The sequence below is a fragment of the Cryobacterium sp. TMB1-7 genome (assembly GCF_004402435.1).
GTDB classification, from domain to species: domain Bacteria; phylum Actinomycetota; class Actinomycetes; order Actinomycetales; family Microbacteriaceae; genus Cryobacterium; species Cryobacterium zongtaii.
Genome location: NZ_SOFZ01000029.1, coordinates 23,505 through 46,367, shown reverse-complemented (window position 1 = coordinate 46,367; position 22,863 = coordinate 23,505). Strand labels below are relative to the sequence as shown.

At 66.5% G+C, this 22,863-nt stretch carries 21 protein-coding genes; 11 read left to right on the top strand and 10 right to left on the bottom strand.

The genetic code is table 11. The features are described 5' to 3' along the window. The first annotated feature begins 5 nt into the window (after positions 1-5). The 3 genes from tatC to lnt are packed head-to-tail and all read left to right on the top strand — an operon-like array spanning position 6 to position 4,864. Complete coding sequence (gene tatC / locus E3O60_RS13295) at positions 6-800, top strand: twin-arginine translocase subunit TatC (RefSeq protein ID WP_370448653.1); 795 nt, start codon at positions 6-8, stop codon at positions 798-800. An 8-nt stretch (positions 801-808) separates the two neighbouring features. After that, positions 809-3,253, top strand: coding sequence for an RNA helicase (locus tag E3O60_RS13290; RefSeq protein WP_088456197.1), 2,445 nt, complete (start codon positions 809-811; stop codon positions 3,251-3,253). A gap of 9 nt (positions 3,254-3,262) precedes the next feature. After that, positions 3,263-4,864: an apolipoprotein N-acyltransferase gene (gene lnt, locus E3O60_RS13285; protein ID WP_241983656.1), complete on the top strand. Its 1,602-nt coding sequence runs from the start codon at positions 3,263-3,265 to the stop codon at positions 4,862-4,864. A gap of 49 nt (positions 4,865-4,913) precedes the next feature. Here lnt and E3O60_RS13280 read toward each other — a convergent pair whose 3' ends face one another. The 4 genes from E3O60_RS13280 to E3O60_RS13265 form a co-directional block, all read right to left on the bottom strand. Then, positions 4,914-5,276, bottom strand: coding sequence for an RNA polymerase-binding protein RbpA (locus E3O60_RS13280; protein ID WP_088456196.1), 363 nt, complete (start codon positions 5,274-5,276; stop codon positions 4,914-4,916). A gap of 118 nt (positions 5,277-5,394) precedes the next feature. Next, complete coding sequence (locus E3O60_RS13275; protein WP_240632459.1) at positions 5,395-6,147, bottom strand: glycerophosphodiester phosphodiesterase family protein; 753 nt, start codon at positions 6,145-6,147, stop codon at positions 5,395-5,397. Then, on the bottom strand, positions 6,137-7,111 hold the full coding sequence (locus tag E3O60_RS13270) for an SPFH domain-containing protein (RefSeq protein WP_370294274.1): 975 nt from the start codon (positions 7,109-7,111) through the stop codon (positions 6,137-6,139). The genes E3O60_RS13275 and E3O60_RS13270 overlap by 11 nt, the downstream gene beginning before the upstream one ends. A 1-nt stretch (position 7,112) precedes the next feature. Continuing rightward, a complete protein-coding gene (locus E3O60_RS13265; RefSeq protein WP_088456195.1) occupies positions 7,113-7,583 on the bottom strand; it encodes an NfeD family protein in 471 nt (156 codons plus the stop codon). Positions 7,584-7,676: 93 nt separating this feature from the next. Between E3O60_RS13265 and E3O60_RS13260 the strand changes: the two genes are divergently transcribed. Next, a complete protein-coding gene (locus E3O60_RS13260; protein ID WP_088456194.1) occupies positions 7,677-8,435 on the top strand; it encodes an SDR family oxidoreductase in 759 nt (252 codons plus the stop codon). Between the two features lie 9 nt (positions 8,436-8,444). Here E3O60_RS13260 and E3O60_RS13255 read toward each other — a convergent pair whose 3' ends face one another. After that, complete coding sequence (locus tag E3O60_RS13255) at positions 8,445-9,041, bottom strand: HdeD family acid-resistance protein (protein WP_134498366.1); 597 nt, start codon at positions 9,039-9,041, stop codon at positions 8,445-8,447. A 140-nt stretch (positions 9,042-9,181) separates the two neighbouring features. On the opposite strand from E3O60_RS13255, the gene E3O60_RS13250 reads away from it, so the two are divergent. Continuing rightward, positions 9,182-11,569 (top strand): excinuclease ABC subunit UvrA, encoded by a 2,388-nt coding sequence (locus E3O60_RS13250; RefSeq protein WP_134498364.1) that lies wholly within the window; start codon positions 9,182-9,184, stop codon positions 11,567-11,569. 374 nt (positions 11,570-11,943) lie between these two features. On the opposite strand, the gene E3O60_RS13245 is transcribed toward E3O60_RS13250, so the two are convergent. The 4 genes from E3O60_RS13245 to dhaK are packed head-to-tail and all read right to left on the bottom strand — an operon-like array spanning position 11,944 to position 14,712. Continuing rightward, positions 11,944-12,264, bottom strand: coding sequence for a hypothetical protein (locus E3O60_RS13245; protein WP_134409020.1), 321 nt, complete (start codon positions 12,262-12,264; stop codon positions 11,944-11,946). 54 nt (positions 12,265-12,318) lie between these two features. Next, entirely contained in the window at positions 12,319-13,059 is a 741-nt protein-coding gene (gene dhaM, locus E3O60_RS13240) for a dihydroxyacetone kinase phosphoryl donor subunit DhaM (RefSeq protein WP_241980215.1), read from the bottom strand. A 2-nt stretch (positions 13,060-13,061) separates the two neighbouring features. After that, positions 13,062-13,700 (bottom strand): dihydroxyacetone kinase subunit DhaL, encoded by a 639-nt coding sequence (dhaL, locus tag E3O60_RS13235; protein WP_088456190.1) that lies wholly within the window; start codon positions 13,698-13,700, stop codon positions 13,062-13,064. A 10-nt stretch (positions 13,701-13,710) separates the two neighbouring features. Continuing rightward, positions 13,711-14,712 carry a dihydroxyacetone kinase subunit DhaK gene (gene dhaK, locus E3O60_RS13230; RefSeq protein WP_103460016.1) on the bottom strand — a complete coding sequence of 334 codons (1,002 nt, stop codon included), beginning with the start codon at positions 14,710-14,712 and terminating at the stop codon, positions 13,711-13,713. A 281-nt stretch (positions 14,713-14,993) separates the two neighbouring features. Here dhaK and E3O60_RS13225 point away from each other — a divergent pair, with 281 nt between their 5' ends. After that, entirely contained in the window at positions 14,994-15,707 is a 714-nt protein-coding gene (locus E3O60_RS13225; protein WP_240632492.1) for an MIP/aquaporin family protein, read from the top strand. A 120-nt stretch (positions 15,708-15,827) separates the two neighbouring features. Then, a complete protein-coding gene (gene glpK / locus E3O60_RS13220; protein ID WP_134480004.1) occupies positions 15,828-17,342 on the top strand; it encodes a glycerol kinase GlpK in 1,515 nt (504 codons plus the stop codon). Positions 17,343-17,367: 25 nt separating this feature from the next. Here the strand turns inward: glpK and trpD are convergent, their stop codons facing one another. After that, positions 17,368-18,420, bottom strand: a complete 1,053-nt coding sequence (gene trpD, locus E3O60_RS13215; RefSeq protein ID WP_134409019.1) for an anthranilate phosphoribosyltransferase — start codon at positions 18,418-18,420, stop codon at positions 17,368-17,370. Positions 18,421-18,562: 142 nt separating this feature from the next. On the opposite strand from trpD, the gene E3O60_RS13210 reads away from it, so the two are divergent. The 4 genes from E3O60_RS13210 to E3O60_RS13195 are packed head-to-tail and all read left to right on the top strand — an operon-like array spanning position 18,563 to position 22,769. Next, positions 18,563-19,192 carry a heme-copper oxidase subunit III gene (locus tag E3O60_RS13210; protein ID WP_241980214.1) on the top strand — a complete coding sequence of 210 codons (630 nt, stop codon included), beginning with the start codon at positions 18,563-18,565 and terminating at the stop codon, positions 19,190-19,192. A 24-nt stretch (positions 19,193-19,216) separates the two neighbouring features. Then, entirely contained in the window at positions 19,217-20,029 is an 813-nt protein-coding gene (locus E3O60_RS13205) for a cytochrome c (RefSeq protein WP_088456184.1), read from the top strand. 53 nt (positions 20,030-20,082) lie between these two features. Continuing rightward, a complete protein-coding gene (locus E3O60_RS13200; protein WP_088456183.1) occupies positions 20,083-21,156 on the top strand; it encodes a ubiquinol-cytochrome c reductase iron-sulfur subunit in 1,074 nt (357 codons plus the stop codon). A gap of 14 nt (positions 21,157-21,170) precedes the next feature. After that, complete coding sequence (locus E3O60_RS13195; protein WP_174776237.1) at positions 21,171-22,769, top strand: ubiquinol-cytochrome c reductase cytochrome b subunit; 1,599 nt, start codon at positions 21,171-21,173, stop codon at positions 22,767-22,769. The last annotated feature ends 94 nt before the right edge of the window (positions 22,770-22,863 follow it).

Genomic DNA, 22,863 nt, shown 5'->3' with positions numbered 1-22,863 from the left:
CTCCCGTGGCCGTGCGCACCACCAAGCGTGGGAACCGTGCGGGCACGATGTCGCTGGGCCAGCATCTGGTCGAGCTGCGCAAGCGCCTGTTCCGTGCCGCCGCGGGTATCCTCGTCGGAGCCATCATAGGTTGGATGCTCTCCGAGGGAGTCTGGTCCGCGCTGCGCGAACCGATCTACGCCATCATCGAGGCGCAGGACCGGAACGCACAGATCAATTACCCCGACATCACCTCTGCCTTCGACCTCAAGCTGAAGATCGCGTTCTACGTGGGCCTGGTGGTGTCCAGCCCGATCTGGCTGTACCAGATCTTCGCGTTCCTGATGCCGGGCCTCACCCGCGGCGAGAAGAAGTACGTCTACGGCTTCGTGCTGACGGCGGTGCCCCTGTTCCTCGCCGGCTGTGCGGCCGGCTGGTATGTGCTGCCGCAGGTCGTCGGCCTCATGACGAGCTTCGCGCCGCCGGAGGACGCGGCCTTCATCAACGCCCAGAACTACCTGGATTTCACCCTCAAACTACTCGTCGCCATCGGCATCGCCTTTGTGTTGCCCGTCTTTGTGGTCCTGCTCAATTTTGCCGGGGTGATCAGCGCCGCCTCGATCATCAAGTCCTGGCGCATCGCCGTTCTGGTGATCATCCTCTTCACCGCCATCGCCACCCCGGCCGCCGACGTGATCTCGATGTTCATGCTCGCGGTCCCGATGATCCTGCTGTACTTCGCCGCATACGGAATCGCGTACCTGCACGACAAGCGCGCCGCCCGGCGCGCCCGTGCCCTCGAACGGGAGTTGGCGCTTTAGCGCACCAGATGACAGACCTCCAGTCACCGGCGGACCGGTACACAGCAGCACGCCTGCGGGCGCAGACCCCCAAACTCGAGACATTCCGTCGGGGCTTGCGCTTCGACCTGGATTCCTTCCAGCTCGCCGCGGGGGCGTCGCTCGAGGCCGGGAACAGCGTGCTCGTCGCCGCGCCCACCGGCGCCGGCAAGACCGTCGTCGCCGAGTTCGCCATTTTCCTGGCCATGCAGCAGAAGACCGCCAAGGTCTTCTACACCGCGCCGATGAAGGCGCTGAGCAACCAGAAATTCCAGGAGCTCGTCGCCGAATACGGCGCAGACCAGGTGGGCCTGCTCACGGGGGACACCAACGTCAACGCCGGCGCCCGGATCGTCGTGATGACGACCGAAGTGCTCCGCAACATGCTCTACGCCGATTCCGACCTGCTCGGCAATCTCGCGTTCGTCATCATGGACGAGGTTCACTACCTGGCCGACCGCTTCCGCGGGGCGGTCTGGGAAGAGGTCATCATCCACCTGCCCCAGTCGGTGCGGATGGTGTCGCTGAGCGCGACGGTGTCCAACGCTGAGGAATTCGGTGACTGGCTGCAGGCCGTCCGCGGCGACACCGACGTCATTGTTTCGGAGGAACGGCCGGTCCCTCTTGACCAGCACGTGCTGGTCAAGAGCAAGATGCTGGACCTGTTCGATTCGTCGGGGCTGGCCGCCACCCACCGGGTGAACCCGGAGCTGGTGCGACTGAATCAGGCCGGCGGTCGGCCGCTCTCCGACAGGTCAGGCCGTGGCCGCCGCGGCTCGAACCAGAGCAGGTACCACCAGCAGCGCGCGCAAGCGGAGTCCGGTCGCATGGACCGAGCCGAGATCGTGCGGATGCTCGAGGGCAAGCACCTGCTGCCCGCCATCTTCTTCATCTTCAGCCGGGTCGGCTGCGATCAGGCCGTGCGCCAGGTCCTCCGCGCCGGCGTGCGCCTCACCGACACCGCCGAGCGCGATCAGATCCGGCAGATCGTCGACGAACGCTGCCGCACCCTGCTCGACGAGGACCTTGCCGTTCTGGGCTACTGGGAGTGGCTCGACGGTCTTGAACGGGGCGTGGCAGCCCACCACGCCGGCATGCTGCCCGCCTTTAAGGAAGTGGTCGAAGAGCTCTTCCAGAAGAAACTGGTCAAAGCCGTTTTTGCCACGGAGACGCTGGCGTTGGGTATCAACATGCCGGCCCGCACCGTGGTGCTCGACAAGCTCGAGAAGTTCAACGGTGAAGCGCGGGTTCCGATCACGCCGGGGGAGTACACCCAGCTCACCGGTCGCGCCGGCCGCCGCGGCATCGACGTTGAGGGGCACGCCGTCATCCAATGGCAGCAGGGCCTGGACCCGCAGGCCGTCGCCTCGCTGGCGTCCCGGCGCACCTACCCGCTGAACTCCAGCTTCAAACCCACCTACAACATGGCCGTCAACCTCATCGACCAGTTCGGCCGGGAACACACCCGGGAGGTTCTGGAGTCCTCGTTCGCACAGTTCCAGGCCGACCGCGCCGTGGTCGACCTGGCCCGCCGGGTGCGGCAGCAGCAGAGTTCGCTGGACGGGTACGCCACCTCGATGGCCTGCCACCTGGGCGACTTCACCGAGTATTCGGGCATCCGGCGACGTCTGTCCGACCTCGAACGTGAGAATGCCGCCGCCGATTCGAATGCGCGGGGCCGGGACCGGCGCCAGAAGGAATTGGCCGCTCTGCGGAAGCGCATGCGCGCGCACCCCTGCCACAGCTGCCCGGACCGCGAAGCCCACGCCCGCTGGGCACAGAGGTGGTGGAAACTGACCCGGGAGACCGAGGCGCTGACCAGCCAGATCACGGCCCGCACCGGGGCCGTCGCCCGGGTGTTCGACAGGGTCACCGATGTCTTGCTCGGCTTCGGCTACCTTGTGCCCGGCGAGGGCCGCGCCGTAACGCTGAGCGAGAGCGGCCGCATCTTGCGCCGCATCTACGCCGACCGCGACCTGCTCGTCGCCGAATCGCTGCGCCGTGGCCTCTGGAACTCCCTCGATGCGCCCAGCCTCGCCGCTATGGCGTGCGCCCTGGTCTTCGAACCGCGCCGGGACGAGGGCGAGACCGACGAGAGGTTCCTGCCCAAAGGCCCGTTCCGGCCCGCGCTGGACGCCACCTCGATCCTGTGGAGCCAGCTCGACGACCTCGAACGGGACCACAAGCTGCCCGGCAGCAACCCCCTCGCGGGTGGTCTGAGCCTGGCGATGTGGAAATGGGCGCGTGGCGACTCGCTCGGCCTGGTGCTGGAGGAGGCCGAGATGGCTGCGGGTGACTTCGTGCGTTGGACCAAGCAGACCATCGACCTCCTCGACCAGCTCTCGCTCGTCGCGGACGGCCCCGTCGGTCGGACGGCGCGGGTGGCGATGGACTCCATTCGGCGCGGCATCGTGGCGTATTCCTCGGTCGCTTAGGCTATTGAAGTGAACACCGGCATACTCCGACGCACCGGCCTGCCCCTGTGGGCGGCGATTCTGCTGGCCGCCGGCGCCGGCGCGATCATGGACGCCGGGTTCCCGGATCGGTCCTGGTGGATCCTGGCCCCCGTCGGTGCGGCGCTGATGTTCCTGGCCCTGCTCGGACGCGGGCCCTGGACGGGCCTGCTGGTCGGCCTGGTGGCCGGCCTGTCGTTCTGGCTCATCCACATCAGCTGGCTCACCCTGTACCTCGGCCCGGTGCCCTGGCTGGCCCTGGCCGGGCTCGAGGCGCTCTTCTTCGCGGTCGGCCTGGCGCTCACCGCAGTGGTGCTGAACGTCGGCCCACGCCTCTGGCCGTCCGTCGCCGGCCGGATCGGTGTCCTGCCGGTCGTCGTCGCCGGGTTGTGGACGGCTCGGGAAGCGATTTCCGCGGTGTGGCCATACGGTGGTTTCGCCTGGGGCCGCATCGCCATCTCCCAATCCGAGAGCCCGTTCAACGGGCTCATCGCCTGGGTGGGCATGTCTGGTCTCAGTTTTGTGATGGTCTGGCTCAGCGCCCTGGCTGTGCAACTGTGCCGCGAGCCCGGGGTGCGCGTCGGCGCCAGGTCTGCGATCGCGGTGGCCGCGGTGGCGGTGCTGTTGGCGTTCCCCGCCTGGCCGACCCTGCAAAGCGGGACCGCCCGTATCGCGGCCGTGCAGGGCGCCTCCGACGCCGGCCTGTTCGCGCAGAATGAGCCCGGCCAGATCCTGAACGACCACGTCTCGGCGACCCTGCCACTGGTGGGTGACCCTGTCGACTTCGTCGTCTGGCCGGAGAACGGCATCGACGTCGACCCGCTCCGCTCGACGGAATCGGCCCGCGTTGCGGATTACATCAGCCGGGCCATGGATGCTCCGCTGATCGCCGGAACCATCACCGAGCGGGACGGCAAGTTCTACAACACCTCGTTGCTCTGGACGGCCGACGACGGCGCCGTCGACCTCTACGACAAGGTGCACCCGGTCCCGTTCGCGGAGTACATGCCGGACCGGGCCTTCTGGCGACCGTTCGCGCCCGATCTGATCGACCTGGTTTCCCGGGACTACGAGATCGGCACCCGGGACAATGTCTTCGACATCGACGGCATCATCGCGGGCATCGCCATCTGCTTCGACATCGCCGACGACCAGCTCGTGCACGAGATGATCGACGACGACGCCGAGATCATCCTGGCCCAGACCAACAACGCAGACTTCGGTCGCACGGATGAGTCGGTGCAGCAGCTGGCGATCGCGAGGCTCCGAGCCATCGAGGCCGGACGCACGGTGGTGAACATCTCGACCGTCGGAACGAGCGCTATCATCACGCCGGACGGTGAGACGCTCGACAGCCTGCCCACCTGGGTGCCCGGTGCCATGATCCAGACCGTTCCGCTGAGCGTGTCGACCACACCGGCGATGACGGCCGGCCGGCCCCTGGAATGGTTCGTGTCCGGCCTCGGCCTGGCGGGGCTGCTGTTCTGTGTCGTGTCGGCCAGAGCCCTACGGCTCTCCGACGCCGGCCCCCGGTTGGCGCCGGCGCCGGTTGTCGCCGACCGCGCGAAGATACGCAAACGGCGCCGGGGTTAGCCGACGCCGTCAGGTGTGTGCGCGGGAGCCAGGCTGCCCGCTGAGCCGGTTACGCGCCGACTTTTTGGCCCCGACGCTGACGCAGGACCGCGAGGCGTTCCTCCAGCAGCTCTTCGAGCTCGGCCCGGGTGCGACGCTCCAGGAGCATGTCCCAGTGGGTGCGGGCGATCTTTTCGTCGGAGTGGTCGACGACCACGGGCTTCGAATCAACCAACCGGGTTGCGGTCTGGGAGCAGAAACGGCACTCCCACTCATCTGGTGCCTCGGCTTCGGCGGAGAAAATCATCACCGTCTCGCGTTCGCACGTTGCACACAAGTACGTGTGACTCACGCGTGGGGAAAAGGTCACGCCCTCTTCGCTCTGCAGGCTCTGTGAACCCAACCTCATGCCACGCAAACTACGATCTGCCATCGTGTGGTCTCCTCTCGCGATGCATTCTCAGTTCTAAACCATCAAGCTGTGCGTTATCTTTCCGTTACCGCCGATCTCGCGGGGATCTCTCAGAAACCGCCGCCTGTCGCAGACGGTTTCACCGCCGGGCGACCACATGGGCAGCGAGGTCGCATCGGTCGGTGACGAGACCATCCACGCCGAGCGCCAACAGCCGGGCCATCACGGCCGGGTCGTTGACGGTCCACACGTGCACCTCCACGCCGATGGCATGCATCCGGTTGATCACCCGCGGGGTGACGATACGCAGCCGTCCGGCCCGAACCGGAACCTGGATGGCGTGGACCCCGCGCAGGATGCGGGGGAGCGCCCAGTGCTGCCGGAGGCCGACCGCGGCCAGCATCAGGGCGATTCCCTGGGCAGACGCCGACGTCGCCGCTCCGGGGACGGCCCGGAGCACCCGACGTCGCCGGCTCTCAGAAAACGAGGTGAGGAGCACCCGGCGGGATGCGGCGGCGGCCCGGATGGCGCGCGCGGCGGGCAGCACGGCGTCGGCGGACTTGACGTCGATGTTGAACCTGGCGTCCGGGAAGGCGGCCAAGGCCTCCGCGAGCGAGCAATAGGTCTGGCCCGCGCCGAGGTCGACCCGGCTGAGCTGGGCCATCGTGAGAGCGTTCACGGCCGGGCCGTCATTCGGCAGGACCGGGTCGTGGCTGATCACGGCGACGCCGTCGCTGCTGGCGTGCACATCGGTTTCGAGGTGCGTAGCCCCGCCGACGATGGCCTGTAGAAAGGCGAGCAGGGTGTTTTCCGGCGCCTGCGTGCTCAGGCCCCGGTGCGCGAGGATCCGCGGCCCTGGCGGGGACAGGAAGGTCGTCAGGTCAGCGTTCACGATCGGGTCCCGGGGCCTCTGGGCCGATCCCGGCTGCGTCGGCGGGAGCCGGGTGGGAGCCGGCAACCGGATTCGGGCCGAAGGCCCGACCGATCCCCTTCATCGCCTCGGTCAGCTCGCTGGGCACGATCCAGAGCTTGTTCGCCGTGCCGTCCGCCAGCTTGGGCAGGGTCTGCAGATACTGGTAGGCGAGGAGCTTCGGGTCGGGGTCGCCGTCGTGGATGGCCTTGAAGACCGTGGTGATGGCCTCCGCCTCTCCCTGGGCCCGCAGCACGGCAGCCTTTGCCTGGCCTTCCGCCTGCAGGATCGAGGCCTGACGCGCGCCCTCCGCAGTGAGGATGGCGGACTGCTTGGTGCCCTCGGCCGTGAGGATCAGAGCTCGGCGGTCTCGTTCGGCGCGCATCTGCTTCTCCATCGAGTCCTGGATCGAGTGCGGCGGGTCGATGGCCTTCAGCTCCACCCGGCCGACCCTGATGCCCCACTTCCCGGTGGCCTCGTCCAGCACGATCCGCAGTTGCCCGTTGATGTTGTCGCGGCTGGTCAGAGCCTCTTCAAGGTTGAGCCCGCCGACCACGTTGCGCAGGGTGGTCGTGGTCAGCTGCTCGACCGCGCCGAGGTAGTTGGCGATCTCATAGGTCGCGGCGCGGGCATCCGTCACCTGGAAGTAGACGACGGTGTCGATCGACACCACCAGATTGTCCTCGGTGATCACCGGCTGCGGGGGAAAAGACACCACCTGTTCGCGCATGTCGATGAGCGGCCGCACCCGGTCGATGAACGGCACCAGGATGTTGAGGCCGGGCATCAGGGTCTTGTGGTACTTGCCGAGGCGTTCGACGACACCGGCACTGGCTTGCGGAATGATGCGGATGGTGCGCACAAGCACCACCACGACAAAGACCAGAACGACGATGATGAGGACCACAATGAAGATCTGGAGCAGGAGTTGATCGAGATTTGGCACGTTAATCGGTCCTTTCCTCGGGGACGACAACAGCTGTGGAGCCTTCGATGGCCGACACCAGGACCCGCTCGCCGGGATCGATGCGGGTCGGGGTCCGGTCGGGGGAGAGGCGGGCCGTCCAGGTCTCGCCGTTGTCGAGCCTGACCAGGCCGCCCAGTTCGGCGATGGTGGAGGACACCCGCCCTCCCATGCCGATCAGCGCGGCCACGTTGCTCGGTGGCACTGCCGCCGCGCTCTTGGCCATCAGGCGTAAGAGCACCGGGCGGATGAGCAGCAACAGCAGCACCGAGACGGCGCCGGCGACGAGGATCTGCACCCACCATTCCCAGCCGAGCAGGTTCGCTCCCAGCCCGGCGAGACTGCCGACGGCGATCATCAGGAAGGTGAAATCCAGGGTCAGCAGCTCGATGATGACGCAGACCAGGATGAAGACCAGCCATACGATCCACAGGTAGTCCGTCAAATCCACCATGTCGTCGCCCCTCTTAGCGTCGCTTGCAGATGACGCTAGCACTTGGAGGTGTTGGGCATGTTGGTAGTGTTTATCACCGTGAGCACACCTACGATGAATCCCCTCCAGCCCGGCAGTCTCTCGGGAAAGCGCATCCTCGTCACGGGCTCGTCCCGGGGGATCGGAGCCGACACCGTCGCCTACTTCGCCGAAGCCGGCGCGAAGGTCGTCATCAACTACCGCAACAAGGAAGCGCGCGCCACCAAGCTGGCCGACGCCATCCGCGCCGCCGGCGGAACCGCGATCACCGTGGCCGCCGACCTCACCGACGCGGAATCCGTCTCGGCCATGTTCGACACCATCCGCGCCGAGTACGGCGGACTCGACATCCTCGTGATGAATGCCTCCGGCGGCATGGAGTCCGGCATGGCCGAGGACTATGCCATGCAGTTGAACCGCGACGCCCAGGTCAACCTGCTCACCGCGGCCGTGCCGCTGCTCAGCGACGGCGCCCGCGTGGTCTTCATCACGAGCCACCAGGCGCATTTCGTCGACACCGCGTCGAACGTGGCCGTCTACGAGCCGGTGGCCCGCAGCAAGCGGGCCGGCGAGGACGCGCTCCGCGCCGTCATCCCCGAACTTGCCGAGGCCGGCATCGGTTTTGTCGTCGTCTCCGGTGACATGATCCAGGGCACCATCACGGCGGTCCTGCTCGAGCGTGCGAATCCCGGTGCCATCAGCGCCCGCCAGGATTCTGCCGGCAAGCTGTACAACGTCAGCGAGTTCGCCGCGGAGATCGTACTGGCCGCCGTCGAGCCGGTCCCGGCGAACAACACCCGCTACGTCGGCGACACCTCCGACTTCACCAGCTAGTACCGTCAGTCACCCGGCACTGACGCCCCGCCCGAAGGTGAACGCGCGCACCAGCTGGACGAGTCCCGAGATGATCAGCATGATGCCGCCGATCGTGACGAGGACGCCGATGGTCTGCACCGGGGCGAACAGCACGATCAGGCCCGCCAGGACGCCGACAACGCCGAGCAGGATTCCGGGCCAGCGGCTGGAGTCCGTGGTGTACTCCACCAGCGCCGCCACGCCCTCGACGATCCAGACGATGCCGACGACCAGTCCGAGAACGGCCAACGACCCCTCGGGGTTCCGGCGCGCCAGGATGCCCAGGATCAGCACCAGCACGCCGAGAACTATATTGAGCACCCGGCCGCCGGCGGCCGACCCGGTGCTGGCAACCCCGCGCGCGATCCTGACGACCCCGCTGATCACGAAATAGAGCCCGAACAACACCGCGATGACCGTGAGGGTGGCCTCGGTCCAGACCAGCAGGATCGCCCCGATGGCGATGGCCACCACGGCGCTGACCGCGAAGGCCACCCGGATGCCGCTTATCTCTCTGGCGCTCAGCTGCCGAGGGTCGATGGCGATGGCGAAGACTGCGCTGGTGGGTCCGACGGTGTTGGGCATGGCGCCAACCTAATCCGATGCCGCTCCCACGGCTACGCGCCGTCGACCCGACAATCAAACTGCCCGGTGACCATGGCGATCCTCACGTATGCTCGAAGCTGGTCGACTGCAGAGCCCCGGCACCCATTCTTGGAGACACGATGAACGCTTCAGCCCCCACGGCCCCGCCGTCGTCCAACCAGGTTGCCGACAGCCACGACCTGATCCGGGTGCAGGGCGCCCGGGAGAACAACCTCAAGGACATCAGCGTCGAGATCCCCAAACGCCGCCTGACCGTGTTCACCGGCGTGTCCGGCTCCGGCAAGAGCTCACTGGTGTTCAGCACCATCGCCGCGGAGTCCCAGCGGATGATCAACGAGACCTACAGCACCTTCCTGCAGGGCTTCATGCCATCGCTGGCCCGGCCGGATGTCGACCTGCTCAGCGGATTGACCACCGCGATCATCGTCGACCAGGAACGGATGGGCGCCAACGCCCGGTCGACGGTCGGCACAGCCACCGACGCCAACGCGCTGCTGCGCATCCTGTTCAGCCGGCTCGGCCAGCCGCACCTCGGCTCGCCGCAGGCGTTCTCCTTCAACGTCGCCTCCATCTCCGGCGCCGGCGCCGTCACCATCGAGCGAGGCGGCACCACGACCAAGGAACGGCGCAGCTTCAGCATCACTGGCGGAATGTGCCCGCGCTGCGAGGGTATGGGCACCGTGAACGACATCGACCTGACTCAGCTGTACGACGACTCCAAGTCGCTGAACGAGGGTGCGCTCACCATCCCCGGTTACACCGCCGAAGGCTGGGGCGTCAAGATCTTCACGGGCTCCGGCTTCCTCAACGCCGACATGCCGATCCGTGACTACACCACGAAGGAACGGCACGACTTCCTCTACAAGGAGCCGGTCAAGGTGAAGGTCGGTGACATCAACATGACCTACGAGGGCCTGATCCCCAAGGTGCAGAAATCGTTCCTGGCCAAGGACCGTGAGGCCATGCAGCCGCACATTCGCGCCTTCGTGGACCGCGCCGTCACCTTCGCGACCTGCCCGGACTGCGGTGGCACCCGTCTCAGCGAGGGCGCCAGGTCGTCCCGCATCGACGGCGTCAACATCGCGGATGCCTGCGCCATGCAGATCAGTGACCTCGCCGCGTGGGTGCGCACCATTCACGACCCGTCGGTGGCCCCGCTGCTGGCGGCTTTGCAGCACCTGTTCGATTCCTTCACCGAGATCGGCCTGGGCTATCTGTCGCTCGACCGGCCGGCCGGCACCCTGTCCGGGGGAGAGGCGCAGCGTACCAAGCTGATCCGGCACCTCGGCTCGTCGCTCACCGACGTCACCTATGTCTTCGACGAACCCACCATCGGCCTGCACCCGCATGACATCCAGCGGATGAACGAGCTGCTGCTGCGCCTGCGGGACAAGGGCAACACCGTGCTCGTGGTGGAGCACAAGCCGGAGATGATCGCCATCGCCGATCACATCATCGACCTCGGCCCCGGCGCCGGCACGGCGGGCGGATCGGTCTGCTTCGAGGGCACCCTCGAGGGCCTCCGGGCCAGCGACACCCTCACCGGCCGCCACCTCGACTACCGCGCGAGGGTTAAGAAGGCCGTGCGCACGCCCACCGGTGCCCTTGAGGTCCGTGGCGCGACGGAGCACAACCTTGAGGATGTCGACGTCGACATCCCACTCGGGGTACTCGTAGTCATCACCGGCGTGGCCGGCTCGGGCAAGAGCTCGCTGGTGCACGGATCGATCCCCGCCGGCGCCGGCGTGGTATCGATCGACCAGGGCGCGATCCGCGGCTCACGCCGGAGCAACCCGGCCACCTACACGGGAATGCTCGAGCCGATTCGCAAGGCCTTCGCAAAGGCCAACGGTGTCAAACCGGCCCTGTTCAGCTCCAACTCCGAGGGCGCCTGCCCGAATTGCAACGGCGCCGGCGTGATCTTCACCGACCTGGGCCCGATGGCGACGGTCTCAACCACCTGCGAGGTGTGTGAGGGCAAGCGGTTCGACGCATCCGTGCTGGAATACCGGCTCGGTGGCCGCGATATCAGCGAGGTTCTCGCAATGTCGGTCACCGAGGCCGTGGCGTTCTTCGGCGCCGGTGAGGCCCGGATCCCGGCCGCGCACGCCATTGTCGTCGGCTTGGCCGACGTGGGGCTCGGCTACCTCAGCCTGGGCCAGACGCTCTCGACGCTGTCCGGGGGAGAGCGGCAGCGGCTGAAGCTGGCCATGCACCTGTCGGAAAACGGCGGCGTGTACGTTCTCGACGAGCCGACGACGGGCCTGCACCTCGCTGACGTCGAACAGCTTCTCGGCCTGCTGGACCGGCTGGTCGATGCCGGCAAAACGGTCATCGTCGTTGAACACCACCAGGCGGTGATGGCCCACGCTGACTGGATCATCGACCTGGGTCCCGGCGCCGGTCGCGACGGCGGCCGGATCGTTTTCGAGGGAACTCCGGCCGACCTCGTCGCCGCACGGTCCACCCTCACCGGCCAGCATCTGGCGGCGTACGTCGGCGCCTGAGCCGAGTTTCTTGACATAATATGCGTTGAGCTCGGGCCGCACCGTTTCAGCCGGAAGGGGTGCGACGACTGGTGCAACCGGAGTCGTTCCTGCGGCGCCTTCGGGTTTCCGCACGCTCTCGTTCCGTGACCGGAGTGCGATCGAAAACCCTGCCGAGCCGACCCAGGCGGGCAGTGATGGGGATCTAGCCGGAGAGTTTCCAACGCCGGACGGACGAGGACCGACCCTGTTTTCCCGGGATGGAAATATGACCGATAATGCACATTATGTCAACAAGCGGAGATTGGACCGAGAATCAATCTCGGGTTGAGGGTTTCACAGCTCGTCGGCGATCCGCGTGACGACCGCCACCTGCGGTCGCACTCCGCGCAGACTCACTCCGGCAAGCCCTCGTCCGGGCGACGACGGATCACCATGCCGTATTCATTCACCGGCTCGAAAGCATCCCGGTCCCAGGCCCCGGGGTGCGGGACCGGGCAGTTCAACACGGTGTCATGTGCCGAGTGCTCGATGGTGTGCTCGGTCATCGGCCGGCCGCACACCGGGCACTGGGCCAGCCCGGTCGTCTCGGCCGCGTCGTAGGTGCCGACGGGCGGCGAGTCGAAGGCGGGCCGGAGTCGGTCTTCTACCCAGTCGAACAAGCGGTTCGCGCCCTTGCGGTGAGCCTGGGCCGAGGATTTATCATTCTGGACCATGGCCACAGCGTACGCTCCTGAAGCGCGCCCAGCCAACCAGCGGCTGCGCGGGAACTATTCTTCGCCGAAGCCGGTCTCGATCAACTCGGCCAGGGCGTCTACCGCCGCCCGCGATCGTTCGTCGGGTCCGGAGATCTCCACGCTCATCCCCCGGGTCAGTCCGAGCGACATGATGCCCAGCAGGCTGTGCGCGTCCTTGCCGTTCACGGACACTTCAGCGTCGAATTGGCTGGCGAGCTTCACGAAGTCGGCCGCCGGCCTGGCGTGCAGCCCGTCCCGGTTCCGCAAGGTCACCGTGCGGCTGACCGGTTGCGGCAGCTCCTCGGTACCGGCTGTGCCCGGTGCGGGCGGCGCGGCGTCTGCCGGTGCCGACCCGGCGCCACTGGCCGACTCGGCCGCCGCCAGCACCGCCGCGACGTCTCCCCCGATCTCGGCGGCCACGGCGGCAGACACGCCGCCCTCCACGAGCGGTGCGTCGGCGATGCGCACCCGTGCCCGCACCTCGTCGTCGAGGAAGTCCACCGCGGTTTCCGCGGTCAGGATGGCCGAGCCCAGGTCGCAGAGCAGCACGACGCCGCTGCCGTGGTCGGCTTCCTCGATGCCTGCCACGATTTTGTCGAAGCTGGTGCCGATGCCGCCGTCGTCCATTCCGCCCGCGGCCACCAGGGCGACGTTAGGGGCCATCTGACGGGCCAGTGTCACCAGACCGGATGCTATCTCGACGCTGTGTGAGACGAACACCACGCCGACGCGGGACGCTGCCACGCTCTGGTCAGCGTCGTTGAGGTCAGCCACGATCAGGACTGTGCGGCCGCATCGGCGCCGCAGCGCAGGATGAGCGCCGTCGACTGGGCGCCGGGGTCGCGATGGCCGATGGCCCGCTCCCCCAGGTAACTCGCCCGCCCCTTGCGGGCGACCCAGGGTTCGGTCGCGACGGCGCCGGCCTCGGCGGCGTCAGCGGCGGCGGCCAGGATCAGGCTGGGGCTGGCCCCGGCGGCTTCGGCCTCGACGGCCGCCTCCACTGCCGGGGTCCAGGCATCCACCATCGTCTTGTCACCGGATTCGGCCTTGCCGCGCAGCACGATGCCGTCCCGTCCGGCCGTGAGCAGGGCGACGACGGCCGGGCCGTCCAGTTCGGCGGCCCCGCTCACGGCGCCGGCGGCCTTGAGGTACGCCGTGCCGTAGAGCGGACCGGCCGCACCGCCGACGGTGGAAATGAGCGTCGCCGCGAGAGTCTTGAGCAGTTCGCCGGGCGTGGCAGCGTCGGCCAGCGCATCGAGCTTGGGCAGCACGGCCTGGAAGCCCCTGTCCATGTTCTCGCCGTGATCACCGTCGCCGATCTCGCGGTCGAGTGTGTTCAGCTCGGCGCGGTGCTCGGAGAGAACCTTCGCGCTGCTCCTGATCCAGGCCTGGGCCCATGCGACGTCTACGCTCATTCGGTCTTCCCTACTTTCCCCACCGCAGTGCGGCTGTGTGCACCGGAGCATCCCACAGGGCGGTCAACTCATCGTCGAGCTTGAGAATCGTGATCGACATGCCCTGCATCTCCAGTGATGTTGTGAAATTGCCGACGAGCGTGCGAGTCACCTCGATGCCTCGTTCGGCGAGAACTTCGGCGGCCCGTCGAAATACAATGTACAGCTCAACCTGCGGCGTCCCGCCCATTCCGTTGACGAAGAGCAGAACCTTGTCTCCGGATGCGTAGGGGATGTCGTCCAGGATCGGACCGAGGATCCGGTCGACGATGGCGTCGGCCGGTTCGAGCTTGATCCGCTCGCGCCCGGGCTCGCCGTGGATGCCGATGCCGATCTCGATCTCGTCGTCGGCCAGGGTGAAACTCGGCTCGCCGGCGTGCGGCACGACGCAGGGGGTCAGGGCCACGCCCATAGAGCGCACCTGGCCGATCACCTTTTCGGCGACGGTCGCCACGTTCGTCAGGTCATCACCGCGTTCGGCGGCCGCACCGGCGATCTTCTCCACGAGCACGGTGCCCGCCACTCCCCTTCGCCCCGCGGTGTACAGCGAGTCCTTCACGGCGACATCATCGTTGACGATCACCGTGCGCACCTCGATCTCATCGGCCTCGGCCAGATCCGCCGCGGTCTCGAAGTTCAGCACGTCGCCCGTGTAGTTCTTCACGATATGCAGCACCCCGGCTCCCCCGTCGACGGCCTTCGTCGCGGCCAGGATCGGGTCGGGTGTCGGCGAGGTGAACACGGCGCCGGGCACGGCGGCGTCCAGCATGCCCGACCCGACGAATCCGCCGTGCAGAGGCTCGTGCCCGCTGCCGCCGCCGCTGACGATACCGACCTTGCCGGCCACCGGCGCGTCGGCCCGCACGATGAACACCGGATCCAGCGAGACTCGCACGATATCCGCGTGCGCGGCACCGAAACCTGCGACGGCTTCGTCGACAACGTTCTTCGGGTCGTTGACAAGCTTTTTCATGACCATTCCTTCATTTCGTCGGGATCGATCGGCGCACGCTAGAGCGCCGGGCACGCAACTGTGCTCCGTGCCCAACCTACGCGCTGCCAACGGTCTCGGTAAGAGGCAGATGATGCAGCCCATCGGGACTATTTCGCTCACGCCCCGCCCGCGCTATGGTGACTGCGAAATCGCTCACCGCGAAGGGATTGCTCCGGTACTGCCGGCATCTCGCTACTACGAGAAAGGTCATCGTGGACAATATCGGTCTAGTGTTTTTGTCGGAGGTGCTGGGCACAGGGATGCTCACCCTCCTCGGTTGTGGTGTCGTGGCGAACGTGGCCCTGACGAAGAACAAGGGCTTCGGCGGCGGCTTCCTGATGGTGACCATCGGCTGGGCCTTCGCGGTCTTCGTCGGTGTGGTCGTCGCGTACAACTCCGGTGGCCACCTCAACCCGGCCGTCACCCTCGGCATCGTCGCATCGGGCTCCGACACCTTCGGCGGTGCTGCGGACGTCCCGGTGAACTTCCTTTCGACGCTCGTGTATCTGGCCGGCGAGTTCCTCGGCGCCTTCCTCGGCGCCGTGGTGGTCTGGCTGGTGTACAAGCAGCACTACGACGAGGAACCGGAACCGGCGAACAAGCTCGGTACCTTCTCGACCGGGCCGGCCATCCGTTCCTACGGCTGGAACCTCGTCACCGAGATCATCGGCACCTTCGTCCTGGTCTTCGTCGTGTTCGCCTTCGGTGGTTGGGGCCAGTCCGGTGACGTGGGGGCCGTAGCCGCCTTACCCGTCGCCCTCCTCGTTCTGGTCATCGGCGTCTCACTCGGTGGCCCGACCGGATACGCCATCAACCCCGCCCGTGACCTGGGCCCCCGGATCGCGCACTTCATCCTGCCGATCAAGGGCAAGGGGTCCTCGGACTGGGCCTATTCCTGGGTCCCCGTGGTCGGTCCCGTCATCGGCGGAGTCCTCGCGGGCTGGGCATCGCTGGTCTGGCTGCCCATGGTATGACCGTGGCAGGCCGGTCCCTCCCCGGACTGGCCTGCTTCGCTGTGCATCAGTCCACCTGAAAACCGCCACACGGTTTTATAGTCTGTTCAAGCCATCATGCAACGTACAAGGAGGTACACCATGGCTAAGTACGTACTCGCCATCGACCAAGGCACCACGAGTTCACGCGCCATCATCTTCGACCACTCGGGGTCCATCGTCTCGACCGGACAACTCGAACACGAGCAGATCTTCCCCCGCGCCGGCTGGGTCGAGCACAACCCGATGGAAATCTGGGACAACACCCGTGAGGTGATCGGCCAGGCGCTCTCCAAGGCCAACCTCACCCGGCACGACATCTCCGCTGTCGGCATCACCAACCAGCGGGAAACCGCCGTGGTCTGGGACCGCACCACCGGCAAGCCCGTCTACAACGCCATCGTCTGGCAGGACACCCGCACTCAGCCCATCGTCGACCGTCTCGCCGCCGACGGCGGCGTGGAACGGTTCAAGCAGAAGGTGGGCCTGCCACTGGCGACCTACTTCTCCGGCACCAAGATCGTCTGGATCCTCGAAAACGTCGAGGGAGCGCGGGCGAAGGCGGACGCCGGCGACCTGATGTTCGGCACCACCGACTCCTGGGTGCTCTGGAACCTCACCGGCGGCCTGGAGGGCGGCGTGCACGCCACCGACGTCACCAACGCCAGTCGCACCCTGTTCATGGACTTGGAGACGCTGCAGTGGGATGACGAGATCCTGAGCATCTTCAACGTACCGAAGTCGATGATGCCGGAAATCAAGTCCTCCAGCGAGGTCTACGGCACCGTCAACGAGCACAGCCTGCTGCGCGAGGTGCCCATCGCGGGCATCCTCGGTGACCAGCAGGCCGCCACGTTCGGCCAGGCCGCCTTCGACCAGGGTGAGGCGAAGAACACCTACGGCACCGGTAACTTCCTGATCTTCAACACCGGCACCGACATCATCCACTCCAAGAACGGCCTGCTCACCACCCTGGGCTACAAGCTCGGCGACGCCGAACCGCACTACGCGCTGGAGGGGTCGATAGCCGTCACCGGCGCCCTGGTGCAGTGGCTGCGCGACAACCTGGGCATGATCACGTCGTCTGAGGAGATCGAGACGCTGGCCGCCACGGTCGATGACAACGGCGGCGCCTACTTCGTGCCGGCGTTCAGCGGCCTGTTCGCGCCGTACTGGCGCGCGGATGCCCGCGGCGCCCTGGTGGGACTGACCCGGTTCGTGAACAAGGGCCACATCGCCCGGGCGGCGCTGGAGGCCACTGCCTTCCAGACCCGCGAGGTCCTCGACGCGGTCAACGCGGACTCCGGGGTGCCGCTGACCGAGCTCAAGGTCGACGGCGGAATGATCAAGAACAACCTGCTGATGCAGTTCCAGGCCGACATCATCGGTGTGCCGGTGATCCGCCCGGTTGTGGCGGAGACCACCGCGCTCGGCGCCGCGTACGCGGCAGGCCTGGCGGTGGGCTTCTGGAGCACCCTGGACGAGCTGCGGTCGAACTGGCAGGAAGACAGCCGCTGGACACCGAAGTTGAGCGCAGACGAGAGCGCCCGGCAGTTGCGGAACTGGAAGAAGGCCGTCACCAAGACCTTCGACTGGGTCGACGAGGACGTGCTCTAACCGTCAAACCGCCGTGTGGTGCAGGTCAGGCGCGGCTGGCCTGCACCCAGTCGGCGAGTTTCGCGGTTCCGGCGCCGGAGTCGATGGCCTGCGCGGCCACGGCGAGTTTCGCCCGGAACCGGTCCAGGATGCTGACCTGGGACTGAGCGGGATCGTGGGCGAGGTCGTAGGCGACCAGGCCCGCTGCCGCGTTCAGCAGCACGATGTCCCGCACCGGTCCCTGCTCTCCGGCGAGGACCGAGTGCACCACTGCCGCGTTGTGTTCCGGCGAACCGCCGATCAGCTGGCTCATGGTCGCCCGCGGGATGCCGAGATCGCGTGGGTCGATGTCGTGCTCGGTGACCAGACCCCTGGAGACCTCCCACACGTGGCTGTGCCCCGTCGTGGTGAGTTCGTCGAGGCCATCGTCGCCACGGAACACCAACGCCGATGCTCCGCGGGTCTGGAACACCCCGACGAACAGAGGGACCCTGTCGAGGTTGGCCACACCGACGGCGGAAGCTTCCGGCCGGGCCGGGTTGACGAGGGGGCCGAGGAAGTTGAACACCGTGGGGATACCCAGCTCGGACCGAACGGCAGCGGCATGCCGAAAACCGGGGTGGAACGCGGCAGCATAGGCGAAGGTGATGCCCGTGGCAGCCAGGATCGAGGCCACTGCGTCGGCCGACAGGGTCAGGTCGATGCCCAGCGCGGCAAGCACGTCCGACGAACCGGATGCCGAACTGGCCGCCCGATTGCCGTGTTTGATCACCGGCACACCGGTTGCCGCACACACTATCGACGCCATGGTCGAGACGTTCACGGTCCCGAACCGGTCTCCCCCGGTGCCGACGATGTCCAGCCCCATCGAGTTGACGTTCAGCGGAACGGCGTGGTCCAGGATCGCGTCGCGGAAACCGACGATTTCATCGACGGTCTCACCCTTGGCGCGCAGAGCCACCAGGAATCCGGCCAACTGAGCCGGGGTGGCCTCGCCGAGCATGATGCGTTCCATACTCCACGCCGCATCGGCGACGCTCAGGTCCTCTCTACGCAGGAGGGCATCAAGAACGGCGGGCCATGACTGGGATTCGAGCATGGCCCAATCTTAAGCGCCGGCGCTCCCCCGACCGGTATTTCGGCGCCGTCAGGCCTCGGTTGGGGATACCAATTTTCACATTAGGGTCTTATGGCACTTCACCTTGAGAAAAACCTGTGGAGGAATCGGTCATAATGGAATAGTGACGACGACCTCAATTACTCCCCGGGCGACCATTCCCGTAGTTAACAGGCCCAACAGCGTGGCGGTTGGCACCATTGTCTGGCTGGGCAGTGAGGTCATGTTCTTCGCTGGCCTCTTCGCCATCTACTTCACGTTGCGGTCCACCTCCCCGGAGCTGTGGCAGTTCGAGACGGAAAAGCACAACTTCGTCTTCGCCCTGGTGAACACCCTGATCCTGGTCTCCTCCTCGATCACCTGCCAGTTCGGCGTCTTCGCTGCCGAGCGCCTGCAGGCCAGGTCCACCGGGTGGAAGCCCAGCCAGTGGGGCATGGTCGAGTGGTTCTTCCTCACCTATGCCCTCGGCGCCGTCTTCGTCTCCGGCCAGGTCCTCGAGTACGCGACCCTCGTGTCGGAGGGCGTCACCCTCGCCTCCAACGCCTACGGCTCAGCGTTCTACCTCACCACCGGATTCCACGGCATCCACGTGACCGCCGGACTCATTGCCTTCCTCCTCGTGATCGGTCGCGGTTTCGCGGTCAAGAACTTCGGTCACAAGGAAGCCACCAGCGCCATCGTGGTCTCGTACTACTGGCATTTCGTCGACGTCGTGTGGATCGGGCTCTTCCTGGTCATCTACGTTCTTAAATAACAAGCAGGAGCGGACACACTCAGTATGCCCAGGACTCAGAAACCTACCAACGGCCGCACACGTCGCAGCGGTCGGCGCAGCCCGCTGGCCAGCGTCGCCCTGATCGCGATCGGCCTGCTCTTCACCGGCGGCGCGTACGCGATGATCAGCACCAGCACGGCAACCGCACAGACCGAAACGGCATCGCAGCAGACCGTCAGCGAGGGCGAGAAGCTTTTCGCCGCGAACTGCGCGACCTGCCACGGCCTCAGCGCCGACGGAACCGGCACCGGTCCCAGCCTGATCGGCGTGGGCGCCGCGTCCGTTGACTTCCAGGTCGGCACCGGGCGCATGCCCATGCAGGCCAACGGCCCGCAGGCCATCGTCAAGCCTGTGCAGTTCACCGAGGAGCAGACCGCGGCTCTCGTCGCCTATGTCGCATCCCTCGCGCCCGGCCCTGCCATCCCCGAAGCCGAATACCTGGATGCCGAGGGCGACGCCGCCGCCGGCGCCGAGCTGTTCCGGATCAACTGCGCCATGTGCCACAACGTCGCCGGAGCAGGCGGCGCGCTCACCGAGGGCAAGTACGCTCCCGCGCTGGACGGCGTCACCCCGCAGCACATCTACGAGGCCATGATCACCGGCCCGCAGAACATGCCGGTGTTCAACGACATGAACGTCTCGCCTGAAGACAAGCGCGACATCATCACTTACCTCAAGTACATCGAGAACAACCCGTCGCCGGGTGGATTCGCCCTCGGATCCCTCGGACCGGTGTCCGAAGGCCTCTTCCTCTGGATCTTCGGTCTGGGTGCCATCGTGGCCCTGACCGTGTGGATCACGGCGAAATCGAATTGATCGGCACCCGGCAATGACACACCCAGCACAGACAGCGCCCACGAAGGAGAACAATGGCCAGCGATGAGACCAGCGGAAAGGATCTGACCGCTGCCGACTCCTCGAGTGTCGAGCACGTCACGGCCGCCGTCGGCACCGCCGTCGTCGCCCGCGACGCCGTGGCCAATCCCGGCTTCCCTCCGCACCGCCCCCGGATCACCGACCTCGACCCGCGCGCCGAGAAGCGCGCCGAGCGCACGGTGTACACCCTGTTCTACCTGTCGATCGTCGGCAGCATTTTCGCCATCGCGGCGTACATCATCTTCCCGATCGTCCCCGAAGACCCGGGCTCCGTGCGGCTGAACAACCTGTTCATCGGGATCGGGCTCGCGTTGGCGCTGCTGGCGCTGGGCATCGGTGCGGTGCACTGGGGCAAGGCGCTGATGCACGACGAGGAGGGCGTGGACGAGCGTCACCCGGTCCGGGGCAGCGACGAGACCCGCGCCCGCGCGGTCGAAATCTTCCAGGAAGCCAACACGGAGTCCGGCATCGGCCGACGCGCCGTGATCCGCAACAGCCTCATCGGGGCCCTCGTGGTCTTCCCGCTCCCCGCCGTCGTCCTGTTCCGCGGGCTCGCCCCGATGGACCAGGATCCCGTCGCCCTCCTGAAGCAGACCATGTGGGAGAAGGGCACCAGGCTGGCCCTGGACCCGTCCGGTGCGCCGATCAAGGCCTCGGACGTCACCCTGGGTTCGTCCTTCGCGGTGATCCCGGAGGGCCTGATGGATCTTGAGCACGGCCGGCTTGAAGAGAAGGCCAAGGCTGTGGTGATCCTCGTGCGCATGAAGCCCGAGGACCTCATCGAAACGCCCGAGCGGGCTAGCTGGTCCTACGACGGGATCGTCGCGTACTCCAAGATCTGCACACACGTAGGCTGCCCCGTCGGCCTGTACGAACAGCAGACGCACCACCTCCTCTGCCCCTGCCACCAGTCACAGTTCAATGTGGCCGACCAGGCGAAAGTCATCTTCGGACCCGCCAAACGCGCCCTTCCGCAGCTGCCCATCGCCGTGGACTCCGAGGGGTACCTCATCGCGCAGAGCGATTTCCTTGAACCGGTCGGACCGAGCTTTTGGGAGCGACAGTGAGTACCACAACCGATATGAAACCCGCCGAGTCGAAGAAGTCCGGTGGCTTCACCGGCGCCGCGGCGAACTACATCGACGAGCGCACCAGCATCTCCACCGCGGTCAAGGAACTGGGTCGCAAGATCTTCCCCGACCACTGGTCTTTCCTGCTCGGTGAGGTGGCGCTCTACAGCTTCGTCATCATCCTGCTGTCCGGATCGTTCCTGACCTTCTTCTTCCAGGCCTCGATGGCCGAAGTGCACTACGAAGGCTCCTACGTGCCTCTCAAGGGCGTGGAGATGTCGGTGGCCATGGCATCCTCGCTGGACATCTCCTTCGACGTGCGCGGCGGACTGCTGATGCGTCAGGTACACCACTGGGCTGCGCTGCTGTTCGTGGCATCCATCGGACTGCACATGCTGCGCATCTACTTCACCGGAGCCTTCCGCAAGCCTCGCGAGCTGAACTGGGTGATCGGCTTCGTCCTGTTCATCCTGGCCATGGCTGAGGGCTTCACCGGCTACTCGCTGCCCGACGACCTGCTCTCCGGAAACGGCCTGCGGATCATCGACGGCATGGTCAAGGGCATCCCCGTCGTCGGAACCTGGATCTCGTTCCTGCTCTTCGGCGGCGAGTTCCCGGGCACCGACATCGTCGGTCGTCTGTATTCGCTTCACATCCTGCTGCTTCCGGCGATCATCGTCGCCTTGATCGCGCTGCACCTGCTCTTCGTCGTGGTGCACAAGCACACCCAGTACCCCGGAGCGGGCCGCACGGACACGAACGTCGTCGGCTACCCGGTGCTCCCGGTCTACGCCGCCAAGGCCGGTGGATTCTTCTTCATCGTCTTCGGCGTCGTGATGCTGATGGCCTCGTTCTTCACGATCAACCCGATCTGGAACTACGGACCGTACGACCCCTCACCGGTGTCCGCCGGGACCCAGCCGGACTGGTACATCGGCTTTGCCGACGGCGCCCTCCGGTTGATTCCGCCGGGACTGGAGTGGGTTGGTCTGGGCGGCACCTGGTCGTTCAACATCCTGATCCCCCTCGTGGGCCTCGGCGTGTTCATCGGCGTTGTCCTGCTGTACCCGTTCCTCGAAGCGTGGATCACCGGTGACAAGCGCGAGCACCACATCCTGGACCGTCCGCGCAACGCGCCGACCCGCACGGCCATCGGCGCCGCGGGTGTCACGTTCTACGCCGGCCTGTGGGCGGCGGCGTCCTCGGACATCATCGCCACGCACTTCTCGGTGACCATGGAGGGTGTCATCCACACCCTTCAGGCCGTCGTGATCCTCGGCCCGTTCGTCGCCTACTTCATCACCAAGCGAGTGTGCCTGGCGCTGCAGAAGAAGGACCGGGAGATTGTCCTGCACGGCTACGAGTCCGGTCGCATCGTCCGTCTGCCCGGCGGCGAGTACATCGAGGTGCACCAGCCCGTCGACGAGTACGAGCGTTGGAAGTTGGTCAGCTACACCAACTACAAGCCGCTCGAGTTGACTCCGAACGCCCAGGGCAAGGTGTCCCCGGTTCAGCGGGTTCGTGCCGGCCTGTCCCGCTGGTTCTTCGAAGATCGGATTGCCCCGGTCGGGACCAAGGAACTCGAAGAAAGCCACGGCGATCACCACTAGTTCCTCAGCCGAATCGGTTCGGGCACCCCACCCACTCCAGACTCTGTCTGAGTGGCTGCGGTGCCCGAACTGTTTGGGCGACCTGGTCCCGGCC

What these genes read in the sequence shown, in the direction of transcription:
- E3O60_RS13205 (WP_088456184.1), top strand. Translation starts at nt 19,217, where the DNA reads ATGCCCAGGACTCAGAAACCTACCAACGGCCGCACACGTCGCAGCGGT.
- E3O60_RS13195 (WP_174776237.1), top strand. Translation starts at nt 21,171, where the DNA reads ATGAAACCCGCCGAGTCGAAGAAGTCCGGTGGCTTCACCGGCGCCGCG.
- E3O60_RS13250 (WP_134498364.1), top strand. Translation starts at nt 9,182, where the DNA reads ATGAACGCTTCAGCCCCCACGGCCCCGCCGTCGTCCAACCAGGTTGCC.
- E3O60_RS13260 (WP_088456194.1), top strand. Translation starts at nt 7,677, where the DNA reads ATGAATCCCCTCCAGCCCGGCAGTCTCTCGGGAAAGCGCATCCTCGTC.
- E3O60_RS13290 (WP_088456197.1), top strand. Translation starts at nt 809, where the DNA reads ATGACAGACCTCCAGTCACCGGCGGACCGGTACACAGCAGCACGCCTG.
- E3O60_RS13255 (WP_134498366.1), bottom strand. Translation starts at nt 9,041, where the DNA reads ATGCCCAACACCGTCGGACCCACCAGCGCAGTCTTCGCCATCGCCATC.
- E3O60_RS13280 (WP_088456196.1), bottom strand. Translation starts at nt 5,276, where the DNA reads ATGGCAGATCGTAGTTTGCGTGGCATGAGGTTGGGTTCACAGAGCCTG.
- E3O60_RS13200 (WP_088456183.1), top strand. Translation starts at nt 20,083, where the DNA reads ATGGCCAGCGATGAGACCAGCGGAAAGGATCTGACCGCTGCCGACTCC.
- dhaK (WP_103460016.1), bottom strand. Translation starts at nt 14,712, where the DNA reads ATGAAAAAGCTTGTCAACGACCCGAAGAACGTTGTCGACGAAGCCGTC.
- E3O60_RS13265 (WP_088456195.1), bottom strand. Translation starts at nt 7,583, where the DNA reads ATGGTGGATTTGACGGACTACCTGTGGATCGTATGGCTGGTCTTCATC.
- dhaL (WP_088456190.1), bottom strand. Translation starts at nt 13,700, where the DNA reads ATGAGCGTAGACGTCGCATGGGCCCAGGCCTGGATCAGGAGCAGCGCG.
- E3O60_RS13225 (WP_240632492.1), top strand. Translation starts at nt 14,994, where the DNA reads ATGCTCACCCTCCTCGGTTGTGGTGTCGTGGCGAACGTGGCCCTGACG.
- E3O60_RS13245 (WP_134409020.1), bottom strand. Translation starts at nt 12,264, where the DNA reads ATGGTCCAGAATGATAAATCCTCGGCCCAGGCTCACCGCAAGGGCGCG.
- glpK (WP_134480004.1), top strand. Translation starts at nt 15,828, where the DNA reads ATGGCTAAGTACGTACTCGCCATCGACCAAGGCACCACGAGTTCACGC.
- trpD (WP_134409019.1), bottom strand. Translation starts at nt 18,420, where the DNA reads ATGCTCGAATCCCAGTCATGGCCCGCCGTTCTTGATGCCCTCCTGCGT.